Genomic DNA, 14,233 nt, shown 5'->3' with positions numbered 1-14,233 from the left:
GGGCGAGGGGGTGCATAGTTGAATCATGAGAATCATTGTGCGCCTGCTGATCAACGCCCTCGCCCTGTGGCTGACTACGGTGCTTGTCGCCGGTGTGGAGTTGATTCCTTTCGAACCGGGCGGCACCCTTGAGACCGTCCTCACCTTTTTGATGGTTGCGGCACTCTTCGGAATTGTTAATGGCGTCCTCGGCAACCTGATTCGTATCGTTGCTTTTCCGCTCTACGTTCTCACCCTCGGCCTTCTTGCGCTGGTGGTCAATGGTCTGCTTCTGCTGCTGGTGAGCTGGATTTCAAGCTTCTTCGGGTTTGGGCTTGTCGTGAATGGTTTCTGGTGGGGAGTTCTGGGTGCTCTCGTTCTGGGCCTCATCAGCTGGTTCATTGGAATTCTGGTGCGCCCCATTGTTGGCAAAAAGAACTAGCACCTCGCGCTGAGCCGACCGCGTCGCCCTAGGGCTGCACGCGCACATATTCGTACGAGGTGACCGTTGCGGTTGTTGCGCCACGACTCTGCTCTGCCATGCTGTTCGTCGCGTTCTGAATTTCGGTACTGTCTGATTCGTCCATGAGGCGCGCAGTCTCGGCATATTCACTCAGTTGATGGGCGGGAACATCCTCACCTTCCGGCAGGCTACGTTCTCCAAATGCTTGCCTCTCCACTACGAGCACATTCTTGTTGTCTTGCAACCCGCCCGATGCCACCACAAGGTCGTCGGTGTGTTCAACAAAGACCGCGGGAACATCGTTGGGGAGAGGAATTTGCCCGGTGGGGCCCCCAATCGTGAAAACCCCGGTCGTGTTGTATTCCCCGGATGCCGCGATGCGGGCTGCCGTGGCGGCACCCTGGGAGTAACCGGTGAAACCAACCGAACTTTCTGCAGTGATGCCCGCGTCTTGCATCGCGGAGTGAACTGCGGCCACGGACCCAGCGTCTGAGCCTGCCGCGTTGGAAACGTTGCTCGTGAAATCCCACGGCTGGTCTGAGCCGGAGAACGCAAAGTCTTGGGTGCCGGCAACATAAACCTCAAAGTGCAGATCTCCTCCCGGGAGTTCGTAGCTTTCTATTCGAATCTGTTCAGGGTGTTCGGCGTCTGGCTGAGGGATTCGGTTCACCCGTTCGGTCGAGGACTGCGGTGCAGCCACAGGTGCCGGCGTTGTCTTGCTCACCTGCTTCACCGGGGTTTCTTCGAGCACACCCCCGAGGCCACCCGCTTTTTGGATGAGCCCGGCCGAAGTGCCCAAACCGATCAACCCGGCGGCGCTCAGTGCCGACACCACATGGGGAGGGAGCCCCGCTGCGCCAGCGAGAAACTCATCAACCGACATCACCCCGTGTCGGAGTGCCAACACGAATGCGGGGTCGCTGATGAGCGCGTTCAGCGCAGTCGAGAGCTGTTCGGGGCTGAGCGGTGGTTTGCTCGGGCCGCCCCGAAGGTAAGCACCAACCGCGATGCCCGCCACGATCGGGAGCACCGGATTTGTCAGCAGAAACGCCGCCGCCCACACCGGGAAAAGGAACCCCAACAGCGCTGCAGCATCAGCCGAGACCTCGCGCATGGCAGCTTCGGTGAAGGCTTCGGTCCACCCATACCGTTGAGCAGCAAGACGGATGAGCCCGCTCAACTCTTCCGCTCGCTGCGCAATCGTGTGAAGGTCGACGTAAACGCAATCGAGATCACCCTCAACGAGGGCCGCACCGGCCGGGATGCCCCACGATTCCATCTGCTCAACGGTGAGCCGGTCATCCACCATCTGAATGGAACCCGCAATATCTCGGGTCATGTCTGCAGCTCGCTGAAGCTCACCGGCACTGCTGAGCATCTCGTCGGTGGCAATCGAATAGCTGCCACCGCCCGAGACGATCAGTTCATCCGACACGGGCACTCATCTGACTCGCGGCGTTCATCGTTCGGCTCTCAATACGCTCAATGAGGGCGCGAGTTCGAGCCAGATCGCGGTGAATTTCGAGCACGCCCTCCTCGAATCGCTGTTGCGCTGGCCCCCGCCAATCGATGCTCTCGAGGGGAAGCAAAGCCCGCACATAGCTGAGTCGCTCGCCTATTATGCGCAACTGTTGCGCCTGAAATTGGAGTGCGAGCTGGGCCGTCGCATCTAGGGAAGTGATCACTGGTCGCCTTTCGACCTCACCACTCTCGCCAAACAGCACTGCGCGTTTCGTTCGCCCGCCGGTATCGGGGAAGCGAATCTCTGCACCTCCTCTGTTGAGGAGTCGAAATTGCGACACAATGAAGCATGACCTTCGAGCGTGCACTCTCCGACTCGACGACCTTCAAGGTGTGTTTTGTGTGCACCGGCAATATCTGCCGTTCCCCCATGGCCGAAGTTGTCTTCACGCACCTTGTCGCCCAAGCGGGGCTCGGCCACCGGATCGCTGTGACCTCAGCTGGCACCGGTGACTGGCACGTGGGCGAACCCGCCGACGATCGCACCATCACCGCTCTGGCAGCGCGAGGCTACAATGGATCTGGTCATCGTGCCCGCCAATTTGATCCCGCCTGGTTCGGCAAGCTTGACCTCATCGTGGCGTTTGACCGAGGGCAAGAACGTATTCTCCGATCTTGGGCGCAGAACAACCAAGACGGGTCAAAAGTGCAAACCATGTTGAGCTTCGATAGCGACCTCGCTCCGCTTTTCGACGTGCCAGACCCCTATTATTCGGATGCCGCACTTTTCGACCACGTGCTGGGAATTGTCGAGCGGGCCTGCGGTTCATTATTTCGTCAAATCACACCAGGAATTAACTAGGGAGCCCCATGAGCCCGTTGCCCGTTCAACCGCTGAGCCCTCTCGATGGCCGCTACCGTCCCGCCGTTTCTGCACTGGGGGAGCACCTGTCAGAAGCGGGCCTCAACCGCGCCCGCGTGCACGTCGAAGTCGAATGGCTGATCTTCCTCACCGGCAAAAGCCTGTTCGGTTCGCACCCGCTGAGCGCTGAACAGATCACAGCACTGCGTGGGTTTGCCACCGACTTCGGGCAGGAGCAGATCGACGAGCTCGCTCGCCTCGAAGCGACCACTCGCCACGACGTCAAGGCCGTCGAATACCTTGTGCGCGCCAAGCTCGACGAACTTGGCCTCACCTCGATCGCCGAACTGACCCACTTCGCTGCGACAAGCGAAGACATCAACAACCTGTCCTACGCAATCACCATCTCGAATGCAGTGCGCGAAGTGTGGCTGCCCAAGTTCCGTATTCTGCTCACTGCGCTGCGTGCGCAGGCTGAGCTTCTGCGCGACAGCGCGATGCTCGCTCACACGCACGGTCAGCCCGCGACTCCGACGACGATGGGTAAAGAGTTTGCGGTCTTCGTCTACCGTCTCGAACGCCTCCTCACCCGCATTGAGGGCATCAGCTATCTCGGTAAGTTCAGCGGAGCGACCGGCACCTTTGCTGCCCATCTTGCCGCTGATCCTGGTCAGGACTGGCCAGCGCTGTCGAAAGAGTTCGTGGAGTCCCTCGGGCTCGGCTGGAACCCGCTCACAACGCAGATCGAATCACACGACTGGCAAGTGGAGCTATACCAGGCCACAAGCCACGCTAATCGGGTGCTGCACAACCTCTGCACCGACGTGTGGTCCTACATTTCGATGGGGTACTTTCGCCAAATTCCGCAGGCCGGTGCGACCGGTTCTTCCACGATGCCGCACAAGATCAACCCGATCCGCTTCGAGAATGCGGAAGCCAACCTCGAACTTTCGAGCGCACTGCTCGAATCGCTTGCCCAGACTCTTGTTACCTCGCGTCTGCAGCGCGACCTCACCGACTCCACCACCCAGCGCAATGTCGGGGTGGCCTACGGTCACTCGCTGCTCGCTCTTGACAACATTGAGCGTGGACTTCGCGAGATTGCCCTCGATCAGCTCGCCCTTGATGCAGACCTCGACCGCAACTGGGAGATCTTGGGGGAGGCGATCCAGACCGTGATCCGCGCCGAAGTCACCGCGGGTCGCAGCAGCATCAGCGACCCCTATGCGATTCTCAAGGAGCTCACGCGCGGCAAGCGCATCAACTCCGTCGACCTCAGCGAGTTCATCGCGGGTCTCGACATTGGTGCGGATGCCAAAGCACGTTTGCAGGCCCTGACTCCCGCCACCTATGTGGGGCTCGCCAGCGCCCTCGTCGACTTCTTGGGCGACAGTGAGTAGTTCGCGCCCTGCACAGGGACGGGAAACCCCAGCTGTGCGCCCTTCCCACTGCGGAAATTCAGGAATATGCGACGACGCGGGGGATCAGAATTCGAGGATTCCGGCCGATTCCGCCTGACCTGCGCACCGGCGCACCGGCTTTTCCTGAATTTCCGTGGTCTCCCGCGAGTGCGGTAAGCATGCTGCCGCTGACCACCCGAGCGTTCCTCGAGGTAGCGCGTGAGCGTTAGCGCAACTAGTGCGCGGCGTCGCGATCCTGCTCGTCCATGTCGATGAGTTCGTTTTTGTCGGGGCGAATGGCGAGCGCGAGCATCGCAATGACGATGAGCGTGACGATGAAAGCAATTCCGGCAAAGATCAGGCCAAGCATCAGGTCGCGGGTTGACATCCACACGACGAGACCCATAAATACCGCAAAGATTCCCGAGAGGCCAAGCATCTCAGCGGGGCGCGTACGGTCACGCTTGTTGGGGGAATCCACCTAATCCTCTTTCTGTTGCACAGCTGCGGTGACCGCGGCGTGATCCTTCTTGCTCCACTTGAGTGAGAGTGCAGCAATCACTAGGTACACCCCAAGGATGGCCCAATAAGCTCCGAGAAGGCCGACTACCACAATGGATGCGGTCAGTTCACGGTCAATTCCGTCGGGCCCGGTGTACGGCTGGCTGAATCCCGGCGGCACGAGCAGCACAACCAGAGCCAGCAGCGCGGTGAGTGCTCCGGCAAACACCCAGTCGCGCGATGACCCATCGCGCCCGCGACTGCGGAGCCCCAGATAGAGCTCAAGAAAACCGGTGATCGCAGCGAACGCCGTCAGTACGAAGAAGAAGTAGGCCTGTCCGCCGCCGGTGGCAACGAAGGCTGCTATCGCGGTCACGAGTGTCACCACACCCTGGATGATCGACAGAGTGCGTGCGGTGCCGCGATGGGGCGAGAGCACACTGGCGGTGAGAATGACGGCGCCAGCAACAAGGGTGAAGCTGGCGAGCGTAATCAGCCCGAGCCTGGCGGAGTGGTCCGCAGAAAATGTTACAACAATTGCGAGAACAAGGGCCGGGATAGCGCGGGCTAACGGCACGTACCACGCAGTGGTTGATGGCAGTGGCTCAGCGTGAGCACTAGTCAAGCGATCGCCTTCTTTCTGAACGAGCGGTTGGTTCTAGTGTAGGCCGATTGCGGGTCACCAAGATCGGTGCGGCCCGCTTCTTCCGCCGCGCGGCCAGCCAGGCCTGCGCGCTGCCAACCACGCAGTCGGCCGGCCGGGAAACGCTAGGAGCCGGGCGGCAGGTCCACGAAACGCGAGAAGTGTCCGTGGAATCCTACGGTAACCGTGCGCGTGGGCCCGTTTCGGTGCTTGGCAATGATGAGGTCGGCTTCTCCGGCACGCGGGCTGTCTGCTTCGTAGGCACTTTCACGGTGCAAGAGAATCACCATGTCGGCATCTTGCTCAAGAGAACCAGATTCACGAAGGTCAGAAAGGGCAGGTTTCTTGTCGGCGCGCTGTTCGGGGCCACGGTTCAGCTGTGAGATAGCGATCACCGGAACTTCGAGTTCTTTGGCGAGCAGCTTGAGAGCACGCGAGAACTCGCTCACTTCTTGCTGACGCGACTCAACGCGCTTGCCGCTGGTCATGAGTTGCAGGTAGTCGATGATTACCATGCGCAGTCCAACTTTTTGCTTGAGTCTGCGGCACTTCGCTCGAATTTCTACCAGTGTCATGTTGGGACTGTCGTCGATATACAGGGGCGCGTCGTTGATGCGGCCACGAGTTTGCGCGATCGTGGTCCAGTCGTTGGCGTGCACGGAACCCTTGCGCATGTGCTGCAGGGGAACGCTCGCTTCGGCTGACAGCAGTCGCATGGCGATCTCGCTGCGACCCATCTCTAGTGAGAAGACGATCGACGGCAAATCATGTTTGATGGATGCTGCGCGAGCGAAGTCCAACCCCAGCGTCGATTTACCGATCGCCGGTCGCGCGGCCAAAATGATCAGCTGACCGGGGTGTAGTCCGTTGGTGAGTTCATCGAGCTCGGCAAACCCGGTGGGGACACCGATCATCTGCCCATCGCGTCCGCGCGCGGCTTCGATTTCGTCGATAGCACTTTCGACGGCGGTTGTTAGGGGCACGTAGTCTTCGGTTTCGACCCCACCGGTGACCGAGTAAATTTCTGCTTGGGCGCTGTTCACCAGGTCGACAACTTCGCCTTCGCTGGCATACCCCATCTGCACGATGCGAGTTCCTGCTTCGACGAGGCGGCGCAGCACCGCTTTCTCCCCGACGATGTTGGCGTAGAAACCGGCGTTGGCAGCGGTCGGCACGAGCCCGGTGAGGGTGTGCAGATATTCAACTCCCCCGGCGCGGGAGAGCTCTCCGGTCTTGGTTAGTTCGTCGGTGACGGCGATGACATCCGTCGGCTCCCCGTGCGAATAGAGGGTGAGCACCGCATTAAAAATGGTTTCGTGTTTAGGAACGTAGAAGTCTCCGCCACGAACAGCTTCGATCACATCTGCCACGGCATCTTTGCTGAGGAGCATGCCACCGATGGCACTCTGTTCGGCAAGCAGGTCGTGGGGAGGAACACGATCTCCGCGGGATCCGGCGCGTGAGTCACCCGACTTGCGTTCGTCCCCGGCGAGACCCAAGTGCGCTATTGACATACGTTTCCTCCCTGTGGGGCACCCACAGTTATACGGGCAGCCCCCGACACTCGGGCGGGCTCCACAGTGGTACCCGCTTCAAGGCTGGTTCACATTACGAAGCCGAGTCGGAGGGCCACAACCGGGGCTGTGGATAGTGCTGTGCACAACTCAGGCGAAACGCCGGAAGTGTGGTGGGCAAACTGTGGAAACAACTGTGGAAACTCACACCACTATTCCGAAAAAAATGCTTCTGACCAGCAGTTTTATATTCCACACACAGTGTGTAAAAACATGTCTAAAGCGGGGCTTTAGGGTTCTGATCTTTTTAATATTGCTGTGCATAAAACACTTGACAAGAGCGCTGAAAACACAAGGACGGCGAGCCGAATGGCCCGCCGTCCTTGTCGAACGTTAGTTACTTGCCAGCAACAACCTGAAGAGTGATCGTTGCAACGATGTCGTCACGCAGACGAATCGTTGCTTCGTGGTCACCAACAATCTTGATTGCCGTGGGGATCTCGATCTTACGCTTGTCAATATCGCCAAGACCGGCGGCCGCGACAGCATCTGCCACGTGTGCGGGCTTCACAGAACCGAACAGACGTCCACCCTGACCTGCGGTCACAGTGAGCTTGACTTTGGTCGCCTGGAGGCGAGCCTTGAGGTCTTGCGCTTCTTCGAGAGTGGCGTGTTCGCGCGAAGCGCGACCTGCCTTGATAGCCTCGACCTGCTTTTCGCCACCCCGAGTCCACGCCACGGCAAAGCCCTGGGGGATGAGGTAGTTGCGAGCAAAGCCGTTCTTGACGTCAACGACGTCACCAGGAGCGCCGAGACCGGTCACTTCGTGCGTGAGGATAAGCTTAGACATGTCGGTGGCTCCTTAACGGCCTGCGCCGGCGTAGGGCAGCAGTGCCATCTCACGAGCGTTTTTGACGGCCGTGGCGATGAGACGCTGCTCCTGAACGGAAACACCGGTGATACGACGGGCGCGGATCTTTCCACGCTCGGAGATGAATTTACGAAGCGTCGCGACATCCTTGTAATCGATAACGCCAACGCGGATCGACTTGGCTGGTGCGGCGGTCTTGCCGTCCTTGCCCTTGCGGATGGGCTTGCGGCGGTCGCCGCTGCTCTTTCCTGCCATGAGTGTTACTTCTTTCTATAATTCGGTAAGGCTAAACGTCGAGTGCCTAAAAAGGCGTCTCGTCGGAGTAGTTGCCGGGGGTGTTCCACACGTCACCAGATGCTGCAGGAGCGCTAGCCGCCCACGGCTCGTCGTTAGACGACGACTGTCCACCACTTTGCTGGGCTGCACGAGGAGCCGAGCTGTCGCGGGGCGCACGGGTGATCTGCGCGGTCGCATAGCGAAGGCTGGGACCGATCTCGTCGATCTCCAGTTCCATACTCGTGCGCTTTTCGCCCTCCTTGGTTTCGTAGGAGCGCTGACGAAGGCGGCCCTGCGCGACAACGCGGCTGCCCTTAGTCAGTGTTCCCGCAACGTGCTCGGCGAATTCACGCCAGCACGAAGCGCGGAGAAAGAGTGCTTCTCCGTCTTTCCACTCGTTCGATGCTCGATCGAAGGTGCGCGGCGTTGAGGCAATGGTGAAGTTAGCCACAGCAAGTCCACCCTGCGTGTACCGCAGTTCAGGATCTGCCGTGAGGTTACCCACGACCGTAATGACTGTCTCGCCGGCCACGACTACTCTGCTTCCGCTTCAGCCTTGGCTTCTTCGACAGGAGCCTTGGGTGCAGCAGCAGGAGCCTTCGCTTCTTCGACAGGAGCCTTAGTTGCAGCAGCAGGAGCCTTCGCTTCTTCGGCCGGAGCCTTAGTTGCAGCAGCAGGAGCCTTGGCAGCAGCAGGAGCCTTGGCAGCAGCAGGGGCCTTCGAAGCAGGAGGAGTCTTTGCTGGAGCAGCAGCCTTGCGGGCAGCCTTCTCTTCAGCAACCTTCTTGGCTTCAGCTACCTGAGCGAACCCAGCTTCAGCACGCAGCACCTTGGTGCGCATGACAGCTTCGCTGAGCTTGAGTTGGCGGTCGAGCTCGTCTGTGGACTTGCTCTCTGCGGTGAAGTTGACGACGGCGTAGATGCCTTCGGTCTTCTTGTTGATCTCGTAGGCCAGGCGACGGCGACCCCAAATATCGATGTTATCGATGCTGCCACCGTCATTACGGATGACATTGAGGAACTTGTCGAGACTGGGAGCCACGGTGCGTTCGTCGATCTCTGGATCGAGGATAACCATGAGTTCGTACTGATGCGTCATAAACCCACCTCCTTCGGACTAGCGGTTACAGACGATCTGTAACAGGAGGGTGTTGACGTGTGCCGAACCACCAGAAGGCAGTTAGACAACCTACCTATTGTAGTGCGAACCGCGGCCAATACTCAAGACGAATCTGAACGAGCGGCCCTCTAGCGCTCTGACCACCAGGCGCGCAAGCGCTTCTCTGCTTCCTCATCACCGAGCGGTCCCTCATCCAAGCGCAGCTCGAGCAAAAATTTGTACGCGTCCCCTACATCGCGGCTGGGTTTGATTCCCAAAATCGCCATGATCTGCTCGCCATCGAGGTCGGGGCGAACTGCGGCGATTCCTTCTGCCTCGGCAATCGCAGTGATACGTGCTTCGAGATCGTCGTAGGCAAACGATAAGCGGTCCGCTTTGCGCACATTCCTAGTGGTGACATCGGCCCGCGTGATGATGTGCAATCGCTCAAGTTGCGCTCCGGCATCCCGAACATAGCGACGCACAGCCGAGTCAGTCCAGGCACCCTCGGTGTAGCCAAAAAAACGCAGATGCAGTTCGACCAAACGCGCAACCGACGTGATGGTCTCTTTGTCGAACCGCAGCGTGCGCAATCGCTTGGTCGCCAGCTTTGCTCCAACAACATCGTGATGATGAAACGTGACCACGCCGCCTCGCTCAATTTTGCGCGTAGACGGTTTGCCAATGTCGTGCAACAGGGCGGCCATCCGCAACACGAGATCTGGGCCCTCAATGCTGGGGCGGCTCTTCTCAAGCTCAATGGCCTGACGCAACACGGTGAGAGAGTGCTCGTAGACATCCTTGTGATGGGCGTGCTCATCCACTTCAAGCTTCAGTGCAGGAATCTCAGGGAGCACATGCTCGGCAAGCCCCGTCTCTACCAGCAGGCGGATGCCGGCAACCGGGTCATCCGTTTTCAACAGTTTCGTGAGCTCATCACTAACACGCTCAACGCTCACGATGTCAATGCGCGGCGCAAGTTTGGTCATGGCGCGAACGGTATCGGGGGAGACAGTGAAGCCCAGTTGTGAGGTGAATCGTGCGGCCCGCATCATCCGCAGCGGATCATCGCCAAACGACAACTCAGGCGCACCCGGCGTCGTGAGCGTCTTGCTCAGCAGATCCGCAACACCATTCCACGGGTCAACCAGTACCCGCTCGGGCAGCCGCAGCGCCATCGCATTCACACTAAAATCGCGGCGTTCGAGATCTTTCTGGAGAGAATCACCAAAAACCACCACGGGCTTTCTGGTTTCACCGTCATAACTGTCGGCCCGGTAGGTGGTAATTTCTACCGTTTCTCCGTCAATACGAGCAGCAATTGTGCCGAAATCGCGGCCGATATCCCACTGCGCTTCGGAGATCGGCGTAACGATCCGCATGATGTCGTCGGGGCTCGCATTGGTCGCAAAATCGAGGTCGGTGACCGCCCGGCCCAGGAACGCATCGCGAACCGGTCCGCCCACTAGCGCGAGTTCGAATCCTTCGGCCGCGAATCGCGCCGCTAGGGTGGCTACGGGCTTAGAGTCGGCAAGATTTCCCAGACTCTCAATTGCGTCGGCAACACTCTCCATAGTGGGACTAGTTTTGCACGACCTGAGACCACAGTTCGCCCGATGCGGCACAACGCACCCACCATTCAACAAGGAAGAATAAACTCACACCATGCTGGCCGAGCGAAAGTACGGGGTCGACCCTTGCGGATGAGAGTGTTCAGCGCCGCCGTGGCGCTCGGTCTCAGCCTCGGCGTCGCCGCAGGTGGTGCGGCCGCAGCTCCGAGTGCCGCCGCTCCGAGTGCCGCCGAGATTGCAGCGGTAAGTCCTGCCTCTGTCGCCACTCAGGTTTCCATCATTGCGCCTCTCACCGTGCCGAGCGGTAGTGGCGGTTTGCTCTCCGCTGAAACGTTGACCGACTATACGGGGCCCTCTGGCTTGCTGACACGCCAGTTGGATGCTGTCGCCGGCAAAGCTCTCACCGTCGCCATTGACCCCCTGATTGTGGCCTCTATTCGGGTGCTGGGCACAAGCGCCCCCGAATCTGCACGCGGTTGGCTTGAGCGGCTGTCACTCATCAGCAATGAGGTCGTTCCGCTGCCGTATGCCAATTCTGACCCGACCTTGGTTACTCAAACGGGCCGGGAAGAGATTCTTGGCCCGATTAGCTTCGACTTTGCGCTGAATCCGGCGAACTTTGCCGCAGCGGACGAGTCAGAAACCACCGAAACTCAGGCACCAATGGATGTCGGAACCGACGTGGTGCCCCCGTACCCGACATCCGGAGAACTGGTGGCGTGGGACTACGCGATCGACGGGTTCGTGAGGCCGCGGTCCAACACTGTTGTGGCGGACGATATTGCTGTATTGGCCGCGGCCAACTTCAGTACCACTGTGCTGTCGTCAACAAATGTGTCGCGAGATCCCGGTGCCGGTTCTGTGGTCATGATCGATGGAATGACGGCGCTGATCGCCGATTCGGCCGCATCCACCGCAATGGATGAGGCACTCGGTTCCACCCTCGATCGAGACGTTCCGGCGGCTGAGGCTGAACTGGTGTCCTCTGTGCTTGCCGCTGGCGCGTCGCAGGCAGCGGAGACCGGTTCGGTTCTGATCACGATCGACCACTCGCTCGAACTCAGCTCTGCGCGGTTGGACACGGCGCTGGCGAGTCTCAGCTCAAGCCCGTCAATCACCCTCGTTCCTCTCACCACGTTGGCTTCGGCCACGCCGGCGGCGGCGACCATCTCCGATCTCCCTCAGAGTGAGGCCCGGATTAACGATGTCGGCCAGCTTCTGGCGGCGACCCAGGAAGAGCGCACCTTCTTCTCGATCGCGGCCGACCCGGAGGCTCTCATTGCTGCGCGCCGACTTGCTTTGCTTGACGTTCTGGGCACAAATGCTCCGAGCGACTCAGTTGATGCCTCTGGCGATGATGCCTCAGCCGACTGGCTGGCCACGGTCAATAGCTTCTTGGCCGATTCTCGTGACCTGCGCGCCGCAGTTACGGTCGTCGAGTCCAGCGATTTCCTCCTACTGGCCGACAACAGCTTTTTACCGGTCTCCGTCAGTAACGCCCTCAATCAGCCGGTAACAGTATACATCACTGTTTCTCCCCGAACCGGTCTCCTTGCGGTGGGGGCCCAACGGGTGGAACTCACGATCGAAGCAAACTCGCAGGCTCGGGGCAACATCCCGGTTCAGTCGCTTTCTAATGGTGTCGTGGATGTCGAAATCAGTCTTACCAGCAGCACCGGTCTGGAGATTGGCACACGCACGGTCAGCAAGATCAACGTTCAAGCAGGCTGGGAAACGCTCATTGTCCTCGCGTTCGCCGCCCTCGTTGTCGTGATTTTCAGCGTGGGATTTGTCCGCAGCATTGTGCGCCGTCGAAAGCCTGTCGATGACTAATCAGACCGGCCCTGAGGTTGGTCCTGAGCCCAGCGGCCCTCCCGTTGCGGGGTCGCTTCCTACCCAGAAGAGCTCCACCATCGGTCGAGCGAGCGCGCTGCTCGCGTCGGGCACTCTGGTTTCTCGCATCCTCGGATTCATCAGTGCGATAGTCCTTGCCCGAACTCTAGGTCTCGTCGGAACTGCCGACGCGTACGCCATTGCCAACCAGCTGCCCAAAGCGGTCTATGCCATCGTGGCCGGCGGAATTCTCAGCGCCGTTATCGTGCCGCAAATCGTGCGGGCTGCTCTTCATAAAGACGGCGGGCAGAAGTTCATCAACCGCTTGGTGACGCTGGGCATAGTTATCTTCCTCATCATCACGGTTGCGGCGACTTTCAGTGCGCCGCTTCTCGTGCAGGTGTATGCACGCGCCAGCGCCAATTTCGGGCCGGAAGAATTCGCTCTCGCTACAGCCTTCGCCTACTGGTGCCTCCCGCAGATTCTCTTTTACGCGCTGTACTCAATGCTCGGTGAAGTGCTCAACGCTCGCGGCAAGTTTGGGCCATTCACCTGGGCTCCTGTTGCCAACAACCTGGTGATGCTGTCCGGGCTCCTCGTGTTTCAGTTTCTCTTTGGCAACGTCACCCTTTTCTCGTCGGAGGACTGGACCGGGCAGATGGTCGCCGTGCTTGCCGGCGGCGCCACACTCGGTGTCGCCGTTCAGGCAGCGCTTTTGGCGTTTTTCTGGCGTCGCGCTGGGCTTCGGTATCGTCCCGAGTTTCGCTGGCGCGGTGTGGGCCTCGGCAATGCGGGGAAAGCCGCCTCGTGGACTTTTGGCATGATTCTCGTCACGCAAGTCGGTGGCGCTATCGGCACTCAGATTGCGAGCCTCGCCTCGGGTGTTGATGCATCGGTTTTCGTCATCACGACGGCCTGGTTGATCTTCATGCTCCCGCACTCTGTCATTGCCGTGTCGATCGGAATGGCCTATTTCACTCGCATGAGCGGTCATGCGCGCGACGGAGATCTGTCGTCGATGCGCGATGACGTGTCGGCGGCCCTGCGATCGATTCTGATGCTGCTGATGTTCGCGGCCGTTGGCCTGATGGTAATCGCGTTTCCCTTTAGTGCTCTCTTCGCCACCAACTACGCCGAATTATCCTCTTTGGCCGCAGTTCTCATCCTTTACCTTGTCGGGCTCGTGCCCTTCAGCATCATGTATGTATTGCAGCGGGTGTTTTACGCGTTCGAAGACACGCGGACCCCGTTCATCCTGCAGACGATTCAAGTGCTTCTCTATGTTGCCGGGGCCCTCTACGTGTCAACGTTGCCCCTTGACCGCATTGCGATGGGTTTGGCGGCAATGATCAGCATTGCTGGCACGATTCAAACCATCATTGCGCTGATCGTGGTGCGCAAGCGTGTCCCCGGGTTCTTACTGCTTCCCCTCGTGCTTCGTGCGCTGTGGTTTCTGGCGGCAATGCTGCCTGCCGCGGCTGCGGGCTTCGGCATCCTGATGCTGCTGGGCGGATTCGGGGAGGATTCCTTCGTTGTTTCCAGCTTTTTGGGTGGTTTCGTTTCTATCGCGCTGGCGGGTAGCGGCATGCTCATTGTTTACGGGGCGGTGCTTGCGCTCACGAAGAACGCCGAGTTCTTCGCCTTCGCGCGCCCCATAGCGTCGCGCCTCCTTCGCCGCCGTTAACTTCGTTAGAGTTCACCTGCTGGTCGCCGAAGAACGAAACAAATCCGACCCGGCTCCGAACGGTATGTAGTTAGCCC

The 14,233-nt window shown here is 59.6% G+C and carries 14 protein-coding genes and 1 pseudogene; 5 read left to right on the top strand and 10 right to left on the bottom strand.

The genetic code is table 11. The features are described from left to right. The first annotated feature begins 25 nt into the window (after positions 1-25). A complete protein-coding gene (locus FB472_RS07865) occupies positions 26-421 on the top strand; it encodes a phage holin family protein (protein ID WP_141990437.1) in 396 nt (131 codons plus the stop codon). 28 nt (positions 422-449) lie between these two features. On the opposite strand, the gene FB472_RS07860 is transcribed toward FB472_RS07865, so the two are convergent. Beyond that, positions 450-1,877, bottom strand: coding sequence for a hypothetical protein (locus FB472_RS07860; RefSeq protein ID WP_141990436.1), 1,428 nt, complete (start codon positions 1,875-1,877; stop codon positions 450-452). Next, positions 1,867-2,127: a hypothetical protein gene (locus FB472_RS07855; protein ID WP_141990435.1), complete on the bottom strand. Its 261-nt coding sequence runs from the start codon at positions 2,125-2,127 to the stop codon at positions 1,867-1,869. The genes FB472_RS07860 and FB472_RS07855 overlap by 11 nt, the downstream gene beginning before the upstream one ends. A gap of 125 nt (positions 2,128-2,252) precedes the next feature. On the opposite strand from FB472_RS07855, the gene FB472_RS07850 reads away from it, so the two are divergent. Continuing rightward, positions 2,253-2,765, top strand: a complete 513-nt coding sequence (locus FB472_RS07850) for a low molecular weight protein-tyrosine-phosphatase (RefSeq protein WP_141990434.1) — start codon at positions 2,253-2,255, stop codon at positions 2,763-2,765. Positions 2,766-2,773: 8 nt separating this feature from the next. Beyond that, the gene (purB, locus tag FB472_RS07845) at positions 2,774-4,165 is read left to right on the top strand and encodes an adenylosuccinate lyase (RefSeq protein ID WP_141990433.1); all 1,392 of its coding nucleotides are present in this window, start codon (positions 2,774-2,776) and stop codon (positions 4,163-4,165) included. 235 nt (positions 4,166-4,400) lie between these two features. On the opposite strand, the gene FB472_RS07840 is transcribed toward purB, so the two are convergent. From FB472_RS07840 to FB472_RS07805, 8 genes and pseudogenes are all read right to left on the bottom strand, one after another. Continuing rightward, entirely contained in the window at positions 4,401-4,646 is a 246-nt protein-coding gene (locus FB472_RS07840; RefSeq protein WP_141990432.1) for a hypothetical protein, read from the bottom strand. Then, on the bottom strand, positions 4,647-5,291 hold the full coding sequence (locus FB472_RS07835) for a DUF308 domain-containing protein (RefSeq protein ID WP_141990431.1): 645 nt from the start codon (positions 5,289-5,291) through the stop codon (positions 4,647-4,649). A 143-nt stretch (positions 5,292-5,434) separates the two neighbouring features. Further along, positions 5,435-6,823 (bottom strand): replicative DNA helicase, encoded by a 1,389-nt coding sequence (gene dnaB, locus FB472_RS07830; protein WP_141990430.1) that lies wholly within the window; start codon positions 6,821-6,823, stop codon positions 5,435-5,437. A gap of 397 nt (positions 6,824-7,220) precedes the next feature. Next, positions 7,221-7,673 (bottom strand): 50S ribosomal protein L9, encoded by a 453-nt coding sequence (gene rplI, locus FB472_RS07825; RefSeq protein ID WP_141990429.1) that lies wholly within the window; start codon positions 7,671-7,673, stop codon positions 7,221-7,223. Positions 7,674-7,685: 12 nt separating this feature from the next. Then, positions 7,686-7,949: a 30S ribosomal protein S18 gene (rpsR, locus tag FB472_RS07820; RefSeq protein WP_021810722.1), complete on the bottom strand. Its 264-nt coding sequence runs from the start codon at positions 7,947-7,949 to the stop codon at positions 7,686-7,688. Positions 7,950-7,995: 46 nt separating this feature from the next. Further along, on the bottom strand, positions 7,996-8,502 hold the full coding sequence (locus FB472_RS07815) for a single-stranded DNA-binding protein (protein WP_021810721.1): 507 nt from the start codon (positions 8,500-8,502) through the stop codon (positions 7,996-7,998). A gap of 203 nt (positions 8,503-8,705) precedes the next feature. Then, positions 8,706-9,068 (bottom strand): annotated as a pseudogene (rpsF, locus tag FB472_RS14565) (30S ribosomal protein S6); the annotation flags it as partial. Between the two features lie 149 nt (positions 9,069-9,217). Then, positions 9,218-10,642 carry a CCA tRNA nucleotidyltransferase gene (locus FB472_RS07805; RefSeq protein WP_141990427.1) on the bottom strand — a complete coding sequence of 475 codons (1,425 nt, stop codon included), beginning with the start codon at positions 10,640-10,642 and terminating at the stop codon, positions 9,218-9,220. A gap of 129 nt (positions 10,643-10,771) precedes the next feature. Here FB472_RS07805 and FB472_RS07800 point away from each other — a divergent pair, with 129 nt between their 5' ends. Continuing rightward, on the top strand, positions 10,772-12,472 hold the full coding sequence (locus FB472_RS07800; protein WP_141990426.1) for a DUF6049 family protein: 1,701 nt from the start codon (positions 10,772-10,774) through the stop codon (positions 12,470-12,472). Next, the gene (gene murJ / locus FB472_RS07795) at positions 12,465-14,156 is read left to right on the top strand and encodes a murein biosynthesis integral membrane protein MurJ (RefSeq protein WP_141990425.1); all 1,692 of its coding nucleotides are present in this window, start codon (positions 12,465-12,467) and stop codon (positions 14,154-14,156) included. Before FB472_RS07800 ends, murJ begins: the two co-directional genes overlap by 8 nt. Positions 14,157-14,233: the final 77 nt, after the last annotated feature.

Origin of the sequence: Rhodoglobus vestalii (assembly GCF_006788895.1) — a bacterium.
In the GTDB taxonomy this organism is placed as follows: Bacteria; Actinomycetota; Actinomycetes; order Actinomycetales; family Microbacteriaceae; genus Rhodoglobus; species Rhodoglobus vestalii.
This window is presented reverse-complemented; position numbering and strand designations above follow the sequence as displayed.